We start from the raw sequence: 14788 nt of genomic DNA, 5'->3' as shown, positions 1-14788 counted from the left end.
GCTCGCGGCGGCATCTATGCCGGCAGCGCCGCCGATCACCAGGAACCGTATCTGCGTCAGGTCATGGGCTTCATCGGTATCCACGACGTGACGTTCATCCACGCCGAAGGCATGAACCTGGGCGGTGACTTCCAGGAGAAAGGCCTGAACCAGGCGAACGCCAAGCTTTCGCAAGTGGCCTGACCGGTTAATCGCCAGATAACCACTGGATGGTCTAGTGACCTGGCGCAACCCTTCAAGCCTGTACGCGCATCGAACCTCCCTTCGCACTTGTTGCTCCTGAGTGCCCTGGCCCGATTGAACGCTTTAGCGAGATCGGGCTTTTTTTTGCCCGGGATTTACCAAGCACCTTCAGACCCTGTGGGAGCGAGCTTGCTCGCGATTGCGGAGTGTCAGTAGACAGCGATGTTGCCTGATCCAGCGCTATCGCGAGCAAGCTCGCTCCCACAAGGAATTCGTATTATTTGGGTGTTCGCGATCAGTAGCAAAAACCGCTATCGTCGCCGCCATTCGAAATGAGGCGAGCATGGGCTATCTACTTTTTGTCACGCTGATTCAGGCGTTTTCCTTCAGTTTGATCGGCGAATACCTGGCCGGTCATGTCGACAGTTACTTCGCTGTACTGGTACGTGTGCTGCTGGCAGGGCTGGTGTTCATTCCTCTGACCCGCTGGCGCTCGGTGGAACCGGCGTTCATGCGCGGGATGCTGCTGATCGGCGCGTTGCAGTTCGGCGTGACCTACGTCTGCCTGTACCTGAGTTTTCGCGTATTGACGGTGCCTGAAGTGTTGCTGTTCACCATCCTCACGCCGTTGCATGTGACCCTGATCGAAGATGCACTGAATCGTCGCTTCAATCCCTGGGCCCTGGTCGCGGCGCTGGTGGCGGTGGCGGGGGCGGCGGTGATTCGCTTTGACCGGATCAACCCGGATTTCTTCATGGGTTTCCTGTTGCTGCAACTGGCCAACTTCACCTACGCCGCCGGGCAGGTGCTCTATAAACACCTGGTTGCCCGCCACCCGAGCGATCTGCCGCATTACCGACGCTTCGGCTACTTCTACCTTGGCGCGCTGGCGGTGGCGCTGCCGGCGTTTCTGTTGTTCGGCAAACAGAACTTCCTGCCCGAAGCACCGCTGCAATGGGGCGTGCTGCTGTTCCTCGGCCTGGTCTCTACCGCTTTGGGGCTCTACTGGTGGAACAAGGGCGCGTGCCTGGTCAACGGAGGGACTTTGGCGGTGATGAACAACCTGCATGTGCCGGTGGGGTTGCTGATCAATCTGCTGATCTGGAACCAGCATGAAGAACTGGGGCGGTTGTTGCTCGGTGGTTCGGTGATTTTGCTGGCGGTGTGGATCAGTCGGTTGGGGATACGCAAGTCTTTGGCTGTTCATTGAACCTTGTGGGAGCGAGCTTGCTCGCGATGAGGGCATGACAGTCGGCAAAGATGTCGGCTGTGAAATAGCTATCGCGAGCAAGCTCGCTCCCACAGGTTTTGTGGTGTTACACCCTGCGCTTTTCGGCTTCGGGAATATGGCCCGCGCCCAGTACCGCCGGCAATATCCCCGCACGCATATCCGTCCCGCTCGGCTGCTGATAAAGACTCAACCCGAACTCCGGCAGTACCGCCAGCAGGTAGTCAAAAATATCCCCCTGGATCCGCTCGTAGTCGGCCCAGGCCGTGGTGCGGGTAAAACAGTAGATTTCCAGCGGAATGCCCTGGGCCGTGGTCTGCATCTGGCGGACCATGCAGGTCATGCTCGGCTGGATTTCTGCGTGACTTTTCAAGTACGCCAAAGCATAGGCCCGAAACGTCCCGATATTGGTCATCCGCCGACGATTAGCCGACATCGCCGCGACGTTACCCTGGGCTTCGTTCCACGCCTTGAGCTCGGCTTTCTTGCGGCTCATGTAATCGGTCAATAAATGCACCTGGGACAGTTTGAGCTCCTCATCATCACGGATGAAGCGCACGCCGCTGGCGTCGATGAACAGGCTGCGCTTGATCCGGCGGCCACCGGAAGCCTGCATGCCGCGCCAGTTCTTGAACGACTCGGACATGAGGCGCCAGGTTGGAATCGAGACGATGGTCTTGTCGAAGTTCTGCACCTTGACCGTGTGCAAGGTGATGTCCACCACATCGCCGTCGGCGCCAACCTGAGGCATTTCGATCCAGTCGCCGACCCGCAGCATGTCGTTGCTGGTCAATTGCACGCTGGCGACGAACGACAGCAGCGTGTCCTTGTAGACCAACAGAATCACCGCCGACATGGCACCCAGACCCGACAGCAGCAACAGCGGCGAGCGGTCGATCAAGGTCGCGACGATGATGATCGCGCCAAACACGTACAACACCATTTTCGCCAGTTGCACATAGCCTTTGATCGAGCGGGTGCGGGCGTGCTCGGTGCGGGCGTAGATGTCCAGCAGGGCATTGAGCAGGGCGCTGACCGCCAGCAGCAGAAACAGGAAGGTGAAGGACAGCGCGACGTTGCCGAGGAAACCCAGACTGGTCTTGCTCAGGTCCGGCACCAGATTGAGACCGAACTGGATCACCAGCGAAGGCGTGATCTGCGCCAGGCGATGGAACACCTTGTTCTGCAGGAAATCATTGACCCAGTGCAAGGCCGGCTGGCGGCCGAGCATTTTGGCCGCGTGCAATATGAGGTAGCGCGCCACCCGTCCGAGGAACAGCGCAATGGCCAGCAATAGCAGCAGCGCTAGGCTGGAATGCACGAGCGGGTGCTGGTCGAGGGCCCCCCAAAGGTCCAGGACGTTGATCCAGAGCTGTTTGATATCCATGGTCAAAAACGATTCTTCTGTAGGGCGCGAGAGGCGATTAGAGCATTTAAGACGCTTTGTATTACGTTTGAGGAAAAATCAGGCAACAAAAAACCAACTGTTTACCGCCATTTGTATAAAGAAACTCGGCCTGAGCGCTCGAAACCGTTACCCTATGCAGCTGTTTTTTTGCATTTCTTCGAGGTAGCACCCGTGTTTTCCCAATTCGCCCTGCACGAACGCCTGCTCAAAGCCGTGGCCGAGCTGAAATTTGTCGAGCCAACGCCTGTGCAAGCCGCGGCCATTCCGCTGGCGCTCCAGGGGCGTGACCTGCGGGTGACGGCGCAAACCGGTAGCGGCAAAACCGCTGCATTCGTATTGCCCATCCTCAACCGTCTGATCGGCCCGGCGAAAATCCGCGTCAGCATCAAGACCCTGATCCTGCTGCCGACCCGCGAACTGGCCCAGCAGACCCTGAAAGAAGTTGAACGCTTTTCGCAGTTCACCTTCATCAAGTCCGGCCTGATCACCGGCGGCGAAGACTTCAAGGTCCAGGCCGCCATGCTGCGCAAGGTGCCGGACATCCTGATCGGTACGCCGGGCCGGATGATCGAGCAACTGAACGCCGGCAACCTCGATCTCAAGGAAGTCGAAGTCCTGGTACTCGACGAAGCCGACCGTATGCTCGACATGGGCTTTGCCGAAGACGTGCAGCGTCTGGTGGACGAGTGCACCAACCGTCAGCAGACCATGCTGTTCTCTGCCACCACTGGCGGTTCCGGCCTGCGCGAAATGATCGCCAAGGTCCTGAACAACCCTGAGCACTTGCAGCTCAACGCGGTCAGCCAGCTGAACGACACCACCCGCCAGCAAATCATTACCGCTGACCACAACCAGCACAAAGAACAGATCGTCAACTGGTTGCTGGCCAACGAGACCTACCAGAAAGCCATCGTCTTCACCAACACCCGGGCCATGGCCGACCGTATCTACGGCCGCCTGGTGGCGCAGGAATACAAAGCGTTCGTGCTGCACGGCGAGAAAGACCAGAAAGATCGCAAACTGGCGATCGACCGCCTGAAGCAGGGCGGCGTGAAAATCCTCGTGGCCACCGACGTCGCCGCTCGCGGTCTGGACGTGGACGGCCTGGACCTGGTGATCAACTTCGACATGCCGCGCAGTGGCGACGAATACGTGCACCGCATTGGTCGTACCGGCCGCGCCGGCAACGATGGCCTGGCCATCTCGCTGATCTGCCACGGCGACTGGAACCTGATGTCGAGCATCGAGCGCTACCTCAAGCAGAGCTTTGAGCGCCGTACCATCAAGGAAGTCAAAGGCACCTATGGCGGACCGAAAAAGGTCAAGGCCTCGGGCAAGGCCGTCGGCGTGAAGAAGAAAAAGACCGACGCCAAGGGCGACAAGAAAAAAACTGCCGCCAAGACCCCGACCAAGCGCAAGAGCGCCAACCGGCCGAAGAGCGATTCCCTGGTCAGCAAGGACGGCATGGCGCCGCTCAAGCGCCGCAAGCCGGAAGCGCCAGCGGCTGAGTAAAGTGTCGCGCGCATAAAAAAACCGGACCCATGTCCGGTTTTTTTACGCCCATCAGTCGTCATGTAGCCCTGTGGGAGCTGGCTTGCCAGCGATGCGATCCGTCACTCACCCCGCATCGTGGCCATCGCCAGCAAGCCGGCTCCTGCACGTCTATCGAATCACCGAAATAGACCCCAGCGCCAACGCTGTCAAAAGCATCACCATCACTGTCCCGATGGTCCACTTTAAGGTCATGCGCTGGTTGTCGCCGTAATCCAGATCCAGCAACCCGCACAGCAAATACGTGGACGCCACCAGCGGACTGAGTAAATGCACGGGCTGGCCGATGAGTCCTGCAATGGCCATTTCCTTGCCGCTGATCCCGTAATGACTGGCGGTTTCGGCCAGTATCGGCAGCACGCCGAAGTAAAACGCGTCGTTGGTCAGCACGTAGGTGAACGGCATGCTGATGAAGGCGGTGATGATCGACATCGAACTGCCGGCCCATTGCGGAATGACGTGGATCAGGCTTTCGGAAATGGCTTTGGTCATCCCGGTACCCCCCATGATGCCGACGAAAATGCCCGCAGCGAAGATCAGTAACGTCACCGCCATCACGTTGTCGGCGTGGCGGGCAATTACCGCTTTCTGCTCTTTCAGGTTCGGGAAGTTCACCACCAGGCCGATGCCGAAAGCGAGCATGAACAACACCGCAGGCGGCATTACGGCAAGCATCATCATCGCAATCAAGGCGATGGTCAGCACTGCATTGAACAGGAAACGCCAGTCGTTCAGACGCAATTCAGTGAAGTGTTCCAGGCCTTCATTGTCATCGAGTTGCACCACGCCCAATCGGCGTCGTTCCAGGCGACCCAGGTACAACGCGACGAAAATGACCCAGGCCAACCCGAACGCCATCAGTGGCAGCATTGCCACGAAAAGTTCGGTGATATCGACGTGCATGGCGCTCGCCGCCCGGGAAAACGGACCGGCCCACGGCAGGATGTTCATTACGCCAATGGCCAGCAGCAACACGGTAGCCATCACTTGCAGGCGCACACCAGTGCGGCGGTACAGCGGCAGCAAGGCCGCACAAGTGATGATGTAAGTCGTGGCGCCATCACCGTCCAGGCCGACGCAGATGCCGAGAATGGCTGTGCCAAGCACAATTTTTTGCGGGTCGCCTTTCACGGCTTTGAGGATCAGTTTGACCAGCGGATTGAACAGTCCGGCATCGGTCATCATGCAAAAGTACAGGATCGCGAAGGTCAGCATCACCCCGGTCGGGGCAAGCATCTTCAGGCCGTCGAACATCATCGGCCCAAGGCTGGTGGTGTACCCGGCCAGACAGGCAAACGCGACCGGCACCAACAGCAGCGCCGCCAGCGGTGACAGGCGTTTGCTCATGACCAGGTACATGAAGCAGGTGATCATCGAATAGCTGAGTAGGGTCAGCATGGGTTCCCTCGTTTTTATAGGTTTTGTCCGGGTGTCACGGTGGGCCAAGCAAGTGCTTGTCGCTCTTGTCGTTCTGTTGGATAGAACGTCATTCCTTTAGGTGGAACAACTTTCCGATCAATTTTTTGTGCTGTCAAGTTTTTGTCCACTCGTTGACAAGGCGCCGAAACGGAGCAGATACTAAAAATAGAACTAAATTCTGTCAGATAGAACGCATGCCGAAGCGCCCGAAAACAGGGGCTCCCGTAGCGTTTCAGGAGAGGTGGTGATGGGTGATTCGAACGAAATCGATATTTTGGTCAGCGAAGTCGCGCCACGCGACGGGCTGCAAAGCGTCGCCGCTACCATGCCGACCGAACTGAAACTGAAATGGATTACCGCCCTGGCGACCGCCGGGTTGCGGGAGATTGAAGTGGGCTCTTTTGTGTCACCAAAACTGCTGCCGCAGATGGCCGACGCAGCGCAGTTGGTGGCCCATGCGCGGACCTTGCCCAACCTGTTTGTGACGGCGTTGGTGCCCAATTTCAAGGGCGCCGAAGCGGCGTTCAAGGCCGGTGTGCTGAAAATCACGATGCCGATTTCGGTGAGCGAACCTCATTCCCTGGCCAACATCCGCAAGACCCACGCCGAGGTCTATGAGGAAGTGCGCGCCGTGGTTGCCTTGCGTAACGAGCAATACCCGCACATCGAAATCGAGGCCGGATTATCGACCGTATTCGGTTGCACGATTCAGGGCGAAGTGCCGGATGACGACACGTTGCGCATGGCCACGATCATGGCCGAACTGGGTGTCAATGAAGTGGGGCTTGCCGATACCGTCGGCTACGCCAACCCGACGCAGGTGCGGCGGTTGTTCACCCGCTTGCGTCAGGAGTTGCCGGGCGTTGCCGGCAGTGCGCATTTCCACAACACCCGTGGCCAGGGCCTGGCCAATGTGCTGGCGGCGCTGGACGTGGGCGTGACCACCATCGATGCCTCGCAAGGCGGGATTGGCGGTTGCCCCTACGCTCCCGGCGCGTCGGGCAACATCGTCACCGAGGACCTGGTTTACCTGCTCGAATCCATGGGGCTGCGCACCGGTATCGACATAGATCGGCTGTTGGAGGCGCGCGAATGGCTCCGCCAGGGCCTGCCGGGCGAGCCTCTGTACGGCTTCATTCCGGAGGCGGGTGTAGGCAAGAATTTTCATTATGCAAAGAAGGCGGTATGAACATGAACCTCAGCCAACAACAAAAACCTTTGCCGCTGGCCGGTATTCGGGTCATCGAGTTCGTGCACATGGTTATGGGGCCGACCTGCGGTCTGGTGTTGGCTGATCTGGGCGCAGAGGTGATCAAGGTCGAGCCGACCCCGCAAGGGGACAATACACGGCGCTTGATGGGCTCCGGCGCGGGCTACTGGACCACCTACAACCGCAACAAAAAAAGCTTCGCCGTCGACCTGAAAACTGCTGAAGGCATCGCGGCGGTGAAGAAATTGATTGCCACCGCCGATGTGGTCACCGAGAACTTCCGTCCCGGCACCATGGACAAACTCGGCCTTGGTTATGCCGACGTCAAGGCGATCAAACCGGACATTATTTACAGCTCAATGAAAGGGTTCCTGCCAGGCCCCTACGAACATCGTACGGCCCTGGACGAAGTTGTGCAGATGATGACGGGCCTTGCTTACATGACCGGCCCGGTCGGCCAGCCGCTGCGCGCCGGGGCTTCGGTCAACGATGTCATGGGCGGAATGTTCAGCGCGATTTCGATTCTCGCGGCGCTGCTCCAGCGCAATCAGAATGCCCAGGGCCAGTTCGTACAGACCGGTCTGTTCGAAAACTCGGCATTCCTGGTGGCTCAGCACATGATGCAAAACGTGGTGACCGGCACGCCCGCGGCACCGATGCCTAGCCGGGTTTCGGCGTGGGCCATCTATGACGTGTTCAGCTGTGCTGGTGAGGAACAGGTGTTCCTCGGGGTGGTCAGCGACAGTCAGTGGAAAAGCTTCTGTGAAGTGTTCGGCTTCGATGCGTTCGGCAGCGATCCGCAGTTGGCTGCCAACAACCAGCGCGTGGCTGCGCGTAAACTCATCCTGCCGCAAGTGCGTGAGTGCCTTGCGCGCATGACCAAGGAACAGGTGATGGCACTGTGCGAAAAGGCCGGCCTGCCGTTTTCACCCATTCAGCGTCCGCAGGATCTGTTCGACGATAAGCACCTGAACGAGTCCGGTGGTATGGCTGAGGTGACGTTGTCCGATGGTCAAGCGGTCAAGGTGCCGATGTTGCCATTCGAGATGGATGGCCAACGTTTCGGTACGCGTTTGAACGTACCGGAATTGGGTAGCCATAGTAATGAGTTGTTGGCTGAACTGGGTTACACCACTGCCGATGTCGCGGCACTGCACGGTGCGGGCGTCATCAAGTCTCAGGCTTGAACTCACTCAGGGTGGCTGCCGCTTCGAGCAACGGTTAAGGTAGCCTCTGCGCAGCCGGGAGCTGGCGCCGTCCTGAAGTTTTGTCACGAGCGAACATGAGCAAACAATCTCCATCGGAAGACGAATCTTCCACGCCTGCTGCCGAAGGTGGCGTAGCGGCCGTGGATCGCGCGTTTGCGATCCTCGCGGCGTTCGATGTCAGTAGCAACAGCCTGCCACTGGCGGAAATAGCCCGGCGTACGGGGCTGTATAAAAGCACCATCCTGCGCTTGATGAGTTCTTTGGAGCGCGCCGGCTTTATCCGGCGTCTGGGCGATGGCCAATACGCTGTCGGACCTGAGCCATTGCGGTTGGCGCAGATCTATCAGACTTCGTTCCGCTTGCGGGACGTGATTTATCCGTTGCTCGAATCCCTTTCAGAAGCGAGCGGTGAAACCTCTTCGTTTTATGTGCGGGAAAACGACAGTCGCGTGGTGCTGTTTCGCGTTGAGCCAAAACGCGCGGTGCGTGTTGCCCTGCATGAGGGGGCGCGATTTTCACTGAATGTCGGCGCATCGGGGAAAGTCCTGCGGGCTTTTTCCGGCACATCGGACCCGATGCTTAGTATTGTCCGCGAGCAATTCTGGGCCACGTCCTTTGGCGAGCGCGATGCCGAGACCGCGGCGGTTTCGGTGCCGGTGTTCAACGCAGCGTATGAGTTGACCGGTGCATTGACCCTGTCCGGCCCGGCTGAACGATTCATTCAGGAAAAAGTTGCGACGGCATGCGGGTTGTTGCTCGAAGCCGCCGCGAAGGCAACCTTGGCTTTGGGCGGGGACAATCGGGAGTTGCTCAAGGCTATTGAACGCGCAGCCCAAGAGGGCTGACAGTCCTGGTACTTCAAATCCCGGTCAGTGACCGGGGTTTTTGCGTTCAACTTTCGGTTTTTTTCTTCGCCGAGCCTGGCTCCTTCAAGCGTTGATCGATCAACTGGCTCTTGTCCGGCAAGTCTTTCGCGGCAGTGCCCAGGTCCATTTTTTGCAACTCCTCGTTGATCTCTTTGGCCTTGGTCGGGTTCTGTTCGGTAAGTTTTGCGACTTCCTGGGCCATCAGCGGCGCCCGTCACGGTCAGTCCTTTATGGCAATACACATCTCTATTTCCATCACACCGGTTTTCTCATCGAAGGCTGCCTCCACGGGATAACGTTCGAAACCCGGACGCTGATCGTAGGTCAGGCCGCTTTGCGGCATCCACTGTGTGCACATTTCGCCCCAGGCCACCGGAATGGCGCTGGCTGGACCTTTGAAGTGGCCAACAGCGTAGCGGCCTCCTGGCAGGTGGGTGACGGCGAACGGGTATTTGGGTTCGAAGTCGGCAGGCACTTCGACGCAGGCGTCGTAGCGGCAGTATTGCGCTGGCGTGGTGCTCGGGTCGTCGTGGCCGATGCCGTAGCGCACGCGGTTGAGCAGGTTGTTTTCGATCATCCACGGGGCGACGGTTTCGCGCCAGAAGGTGCCGATTTCCGGGCCGTAGGGGCCGGTGTAGCGCAGGTAGGCGACACGGGCGGGGGGCAGGGTTTTGAGGGTGACGTTCATTGTCCGGGCCTTGTTACTTATCTGGGGATTTTGTGTTGAATGGTCGGGCCTCTTCGTCGGATCGCCGCCCGGAGCAAGCCCGCTCCCACAGGTGTCAGGTGTGAACACATATTTCGTGTGTGGGAGCGTGGCTTGCCCGCGAAGGCCGCGCCTTGGTGTCTGGGGTTAACCACCATGACAGCAGCTCGACTTCTCCTGTTCCTCATATTTGTCGTGATGCCGCACCCATTCCATGATCTCCTCCTCGTTGCGGCCCTTGGGCGTGAGGTCAAGGTAGTTGTAGGCGCCGACCAGCAGGTCCAGGCCCCGAGCATAAGTAGAGTAAGTATGGAAAATTTCGCCGGCATCATTGCGATAAAACACGCTGAGACCGGGGAGTTCTTCCTCGGAGCCGTCGGTTTTTTCGTAGTTGTACGTAGCCTTTCCGGCGGCGACGTCTTCGGCCCGGGCACAGACGCCAAAGTCGTAGTTGAAGTCGCATCCTGCTGACGATACCCAGTCGAACTTCCAGCCCATGCGCCGCTTGAACGCCTGGAATTCAGCGAACGGCGCGTGGGAAACCGCCACCACTGCGATGTCGTGGTGGGCCAGGTGCTGGTTGGCGCCGTCGATGTGATCGCTGAGGTACGAGCAACCGGGGCAGCCCTCGTCCCAGCCCTCGGCGAACATGAAGTGGTAGATGACTAACTGACTGCGGCCGCCAAACAGGTCGGCCAGTTTCAGTTCGCCGCTTGGCCCCTGGAAGCGGTAGTCCTTGTCGATTTTCACCCAGGGCAGGGCGCGGCGTTCGGCGCTGAGTTTGTCTCTTTCCCTGGTGAAGGCTTTCTCGTGGGCAAGGTGCTGTTTGCGTGCGGCGAGCCATTCTTCCCGCGACACTACGGGATGATTCTGAATGTTCATGCTGTGTTCTCCTGCGAGGGGCGGGGAGGTGACTTACACAGCCTAGTCGTTTGGCTTGCGTGGAATTCGACATACCGCCGGTCGGTCGTCAGCAAATGCCAGGCTGAAGGGGCAGTGCAAAAACCAACCAAAAGCAGGTTGAGGGCTTTTCCTCAACCATAGAATTTCCCACATTGGAATTGTGCCGGGCTTAACTTTGCTTCGCCGCTTTCAAGCACTTCAAGTCGCTGAAGTCCTTCCTCACACCCTCGATCTTCTTCAGTAATCGTTCGCGCTGGTTCGGTGTGCTTTCAGCCATCAGATCCACGAACAGCGAACGTGCCTGAGCTTCGGTATTGGCAAAGGCCTGGCGATAGGCGGGTGTCCACAAACTCTCACGGTTGACCAGAAGTGTCTCGATTCGTTGTGTGAATTGTGGACTCTGGCGTTGCGCAACGGCCGCACTGAATTGCTTCTGCCAATGGACACGGTTGGCAATCCACTGGGTGTTCTGCTCGCCCAAGGCGCTGGACCATGTGGTTACTCGCTGTCGCTGGGTGGCGCTCAGTGGCCCGAGCCAGTCGTTCAGACGCTTCTCCATGCGCTCGCCGCGCTCTTTGATCTGCCGGTCGAGGGAGGGCTTGAGGTATTTCTCCTCGTATTTGCGCTGGTCCTTGGCAAATGCATCGTTCATCTCGGCGACTTGCTTGTCATCCAGCCCTTGCAACAACTCGATGGCCGAGGGGGTGATTTCCCGCGCGATCTCGGCGATCGCTTGTTCGGCTTCGTGGGAGCGGGCCTGCAATGCGGCATCGGTGACCTGATCGGTCGCGATCATGGTTTGCAGGCGGTCCAGCCAGTCGAGGTAGCCGGGCAACTGGGTGGTGCAGTGCCAGCTCAGGTGTTCCTTCAGGCGTTCGTTCAGCCAGTTTTTTTGCTCGCCGTTCATGTCCAGGTAGTCGCTGAGCGTCCACGGGATGATCACATCGAGATTGCGGTAGGCCAGGCCCACGCGGCTGCACGCGCCGAGGGCGAGGGCGACAGTCAGCACAACGGCGAAAAGTTTAAACCAGCGGGACATGGGCGAATCCTTGCGAAAGCCAGCCTTCGGGTCTGATTCTCATGTGAACCCAGGATGAGCCCGGCAGTTCAGCCGATCAATAGAATGCGCTTTCGGCCTTGAGGGTAACCAGCCCATCGCGCAGGCTGAAATCACTGTAGTTCAAGTCGAGGTCGATGATTGTCACAGGATCTGATGGAGTGGCGCAGGGGAGGAGCGAGGGTTCCAGTCCAAGCGCTTCGAAGCTCAAAGCGCTTTGGGACCAGGTGACGCGAGGGGATTACTTTTTGCCCAGGGTGATCTGCTTGGACGGGCCGAACGTCTGGCCACTGACGCCTTTGGCAATTTGCTGGATTTCACCGCCGGACTTGAGGAACGCTGCGATCTGGCTGTTGATCGATTCGCTGGTTTCGACGGCTGGAGCTGGCTTTGCTTTGCTGGTGGATGCTTTTACACGCATGGCGGCCATTAACCTGTAGAAAATTAACTTGGCCAGGCATCGTACAGGAAACACCTGATAATTGCTTGGCAAATATCCCCTCGCAATACTCATGAGGTCGGGGTAATCAGTCATCGGTCACTATTCGAAATAGACGTCTAAGCCGCTGTTTTAACTAAGAACATTGCCTGGTGAAATACAGCGTTACGCTTGCCTGAGTGTGGCGTAAATGCCCGGATCGGTCTGACGAGCGGCCAGGCGTGCGATGCAAACCCAGGAAAATTGAGGCCTTCAGAGGATTTTCTCGTGCCACCGGGCCGGGGGCCGAACGCGGTGCTTAAAACCGGGTAGAATGTCGCCCACGCAATGAGGGTATTGGACATGGCTTTAGTCGGGCGTTACAACAGTTTGCAAGTGGTTAAACACACTAACTTCGGTTTATATCTGGACGGTGGCGCGGATGGCGAAATCCTTCTGCCTAATCGTTATATTCCAAAAGATCTTCCTAGCGAAGATGAAGACTGGCTCAACGTTTTTATTTATCTGGACAGCGATGATAAACTCATCGCAACTACTGAAAAGCCGAAAGTTCAAGTCGGTGAATTCGCCAGTTTGAAAGTTGCTGAAGTCAACAGCATCGGCGTATTCCTGGACTGGGGTTTGCCGAAAGACCTGTTGCTGCCGTTCTCCGAAGAGAAGCGTCAGATGACGGCGGGTGAGTATGTGGTGGTGCATGTCTACCTCGACAAGCACACCCGTCGCATCACCGCGACCGCGCGCCTGGACCGCTACCTGGACAAGACCCCGGCCAACTACACCGCGGGCCAGGAAGTGGACCTGCTGGTGGCCGAAGCCACGGACATGGGCTTCAAGGCCATCATCAACAACAAGCATTGGGGTCTGATCCACAAGAACGAAATCTTCAAGTTCATGCGCGCCGGTAAAGAAGAAAAGGGCTTCATCAAGGAAGTTCGCGCCGACGGCAAGATCAGCCTGAGCCTGCAACCGGTCGGTCAGGAAGCGGCCACCAGCCTGAACTCGAAGATTCTCGCCAGGTTGCGCGAAAACAACGGCACCCTGGCGGTCAGCGACAAGAGCGATCCGGCGTTGATCAGCAGCCTGTTCGGTGTCAGCAAAGGCAACTTCAAGAAGGCCATCGGTACATTGTACAAGAATGGCCAGATTGTCATTCATGCCGACCGTATCGAACTCAGTTGATTGCCTGACAATACAGAGGGCCAGGATGGCGCCACCAGAGAAGTAAAGGTCTCTGACAGGCGGCATTTTCTGGCCATCTGGTTAATAATCGACAGCATCCTTTTTCGCCCCGGTCTTTCTGTTCAACCAGTAGGCCGGGGCTTTGTTTTGACTGTCGAGTCTCTGCCATGAATTGTGTAATCGAGGTGTTCCGGTGAGCGCCACCCGGCGCAGCACCGACGGGTTTGCCCTGCAAGTGATGGTCGGGTTGTGCCTGGTCTGGGGCGTCCAGCAGGTGATGATCAAGTGGGCGGCGGCCGATATCGCGCCGGTGATGCAGGCGGCTGGACGTTCCGGCATGTCGGCTTTGCTGGTTGGGCTGCTGATCTGCTGGAAGGGTGGCTGGAACCAGGTGGGTTCGACGTGGCGGGGCGGCTTGTTGGCCGGTGCCTTGTTCGGCCTGGAGTTCTTCTTCATTTCCGAAGGCCTGCAACTGACCACGGCGGCGCACATGTCGGTGTTCCTCTACACCGCGCCGATCTTCACCGCATTGGGTGTGCACTGGTTGCTGCCGAGTGAGCGTTTGCGGCCGTTGCAATGGCTGGGGATTGTCCTGGCCTTCATCGGGATTGCCATCGCGTTTGCCGGGGGCGTGTCCTGGGACAATCTGGATTACCGCATGTTGATGGGCGATGCCTTGGGGGTGCTGGCGGGTGCCGCCTGGGGCGCGACCACCGTAGTGGTACGCGCCTCGCGCCTGTCGGAAGCGCCGGTGACTCTGACGCTGTTCTATCAGTTGATTGTCGGTTTCTTCGGTCTGTTGTTGATCGCGCTGCTCAGCGGCCAGATCACTCATGTCAGCCTGACCAACGTGGCGGTCGCCAGTGTGCTGTTTCAGGGCGTCGTCGTGTCGTTCTTCAGTTACCTGGTCTGGTTCTGGCTGCTACGCCGTTACCTGGCGGCGAACCTCGCGGTGTTTTCGTTCATGACGCCGTTGTTCGGCGTCACGTTCGGTGTGGTGCTGCTGAGCGAGGAACTGAGCCTGAACTTCATCATCGGTGCAGTACTGGTATTGGCGGGCATCACTTTTGTCAGCGCTGAGCAGTGGTTGCGCCGTCGTTTGCGCAAAGCCCTCGGGCAGCACTGAGCGGCGCGAGCAACAGGCCGCCGGCGATCAGCAGGCCGCAGCCGGCGACCACCAGTGCCGGCTGCAAACCACCACTGAAATGACTGCTCAGCGCCGCTAGCAATGGCCCGCTGAGCTGGCCCACGGCAAAGCACGCTGTCAGCAGGCCAGCATTGCGCTGGGTGGCGTGGGGCGCCAGTTCCCGGGAGCGTTGCATCACCAGCTGCATGCAGGCCAGGAACGGCGTGCCGCACAGGATCACGCCCAATGCCAGACCTGGCCCGTTGCCCAGCAGGCAGGCGAACACGCCAGCGGCTTGCAGCCAT

General features: G+C 58.5%; 15 protein-coding genes and 1 pseudogene. 8 read left to right on the top strand and 8 right to left on the bottom strand.

All coding sequences use genetic code 11. From position 1 onward, the window contains the following. Both PMI29_RS17065 and PMI29_RS17070 read left to right on the top strand, forming a co-directional pair. On the top strand, positions 1-183 hold a 183-nt coding region (locus PMI29_RS17065), incomplete at its 5' end, for an NAD(P)H-dependent oxidoreductase (RefSeq protein WP_007997243.1). 343 nt (positions 184-526) lie between these two features. Continuing rightward, positions 527-1393 carry a carboxylate/amino acid/amine transporter gene (locus PMI29_RS17070; RefSeq protein WP_007997241.1) on the top strand — a complete coding sequence of 289 codons (867 nt, stop codon included), beginning with the start codon at positions 527-529 and terminating at the stop codon, positions 1391-1393. A 106-nt stretch (positions 1394-1499) separates the two neighbouring features. On the opposite strand, the gene PMI29_RS17075 is transcribed toward PMI29_RS17070, so the two are convergent. Beyond that, positions 1500-2798 (bottom strand): mechanosensitive ion channel family protein, encoded by a 1299-nt coding sequence (locus tag PMI29_RS17075; RefSeq protein ID WP_007997239.1) that lies wholly within the window; start codon positions 2796-2798, stop codon positions 1500-1502. 192 nt (positions 2799-2990) lie between these two features. Between PMI29_RS17075 and PMI29_RS17080 the strand changes: the two genes are divergently transcribed. Next, positions 2991-4331, top strand: a complete 1341-nt coding sequence (locus tag PMI29_RS17080; RefSeq protein WP_007972492.1) for a DEAD/DEAH box helicase — start codon at positions 2991-2993, stop codon at positions 4329-4331. 150 nt (positions 4332-4481) lie between these two features. Here PMI29_RS17080 and PMI29_RS17085 read toward each other — a convergent pair whose 3' ends face one another. After that, a complete protein-coding gene (locus PMI29_RS17085; RefSeq protein WP_007997238.1) occupies positions 4482-5768 on the bottom strand; it encodes a CitMHS family transporter in 1287 nt (428 codons plus the stop codon). A gap of 268 nt (positions 5769-6036) precedes the next feature. Here PMI29_RS17085 and PMI29_RS17090 point away from each other — a divergent pair, with 268 nt between their 5' ends. The 3 genes from PMI29_RS17090 to PMI29_RS17100 all read left to right on the top strand — a co-directional run bounded on the left by PMI29_RS17090 (position 6037) and on the right by PMI29_RS17100 (position 9052). Then, the gene (locus PMI29_RS17090; protein ID WP_007997236.1) at positions 6037-6978 is read left to right on the top strand and encodes a hydroxymethylglutaryl-CoA lyase; all 942 of its coding nucleotides are present in this window, start codon (positions 6037-6039) and stop codon (positions 6976-6978) included. Continuing rightward, on the top strand, positions 6975-8186 hold the full coding sequence (locus tag PMI29_RS17095) for a CaiB/BaiF CoA transferase family protein (RefSeq protein WP_007997235.1): 1212 nt from the start codon (positions 6975-6977) through the stop codon (positions 8184-8186). The genes PMI29_RS17090 and PMI29_RS17095 overlap by 4 nt, the downstream gene beginning before the upstream one ends. Before the next feature lie 95 nt (positions 8187-8281). After that, the gene (locus tag PMI29_RS17100) at positions 8282-9052 is read left to right on the top strand and encodes an IclR family transcriptional regulator (protein WP_007997233.1); all 771 of its coding nucleotides are present in this window, start codon (positions 8282-8284) and stop codon (positions 9050-9052) included. Positions 9053-9098: 46 nt separating this feature from the next. Here PMI29_RS17100 and PMI29_RS32270 read toward each other — a convergent pair. From PMI29_RS32270 to PMI29_RS0130055, 5 genes and pseudogenes are all read right to left on the bottom strand, one after another. After that, positions 9099-9275 (bottom strand): annotated as a pseudogene (locus tag PMI29_RS32270) (hypothetical protein); the annotation flags it as partial. Between the two features lie 18 nt (positions 9276-9293). Continuing rightward, positions 9294-9761 carry an AraC family transcriptional regulator gene (locus PMI29_RS17105; RefSeq protein ID WP_007997230.1) on the bottom strand — a complete coding sequence of 156 codons (468 nt, stop codon included), beginning with the start codon at positions 9759-9761 and terminating at the stop codon, positions 9294-9296. A 165-nt stretch (positions 9762-9926) separates the two neighbouring features. Beyond that, complete coding sequence (locus PMI29_RS17110; RefSeq protein WP_007997229.1) at positions 9927-10661, bottom strand: DUF899 domain-containing protein; 735 nt, start codon at positions 10659-10661, stop codon at positions 9927-9929. 190 nt (positions 10662-10851) lie between these two features. After that, complete coding sequence (locus tag PMI29_RS17115; RefSeq protein ID WP_007997228.1) at positions 10852-11721, bottom strand: DUF6279 family lipoprotein; 870 nt, start codon at positions 11719-11721, stop codon at positions 10852-10854. Between the two features lie 259 nt (positions 11722-11980). Then, on the bottom strand, positions 11981-12169 hold the full coding sequence (locus PMI29_RS0130055) for a hypothetical protein (RefSeq protein ID WP_015096330.1): 189 nt from the start codon (positions 12167-12169) through the stop codon (positions 11981-11983). 351 nt (positions 12170-12520) lie between these two features. On the opposite strand from PMI29_RS0130055, the gene PMI29_RS17120 reads away from it, so the two are divergent. Beyond that, a complete protein-coding gene (locus PMI29_RS17120; RefSeq protein WP_007997224.1) occupies positions 12521-13357 on the top strand; it encodes a CvfB family protein in 837 nt (278 codons plus the stop codon). A 193-nt stretch (positions 13358-13550) separates the two neighbouring features. Beyond that, a complete protein-coding gene (locus tag PMI29_RS17125; protein ID WP_007997222.1) occupies positions 13551-14483 on the top strand; it encodes a DMT family transporter in 933 nt (310 codons plus the stop codon). Here PMI29_RS17125 and PMI29_RS17130 read toward each other — a convergent pair. Beyond that, the coding region (locus PMI29_RS17130) for a YbfB/YjiJ family MFS transporter (RefSeq protein WP_007997220.1) at positions 14428-14788 on the bottom strand (361 nt) is incomplete at its 5' end. The genes PMI29_RS17125 and PMI29_RS17130 overlap by 56 nt on opposite strands.

This window comes from Pseudomonas sp. GM49 (assembly GCF_000282355.1).
In the GTDB taxonomy this organism is placed as follows: Bacteria; Pseudomonadota; Gammaproteobacteria; order Pseudomonadales; family Pseudomonadaceae; genus Aquipseudomonas.
The sequence above is the reverse complement of the archived record's forward strand: the minus strand, read 5'-3'. Positions and strand labels throughout refer to the sequence as shown.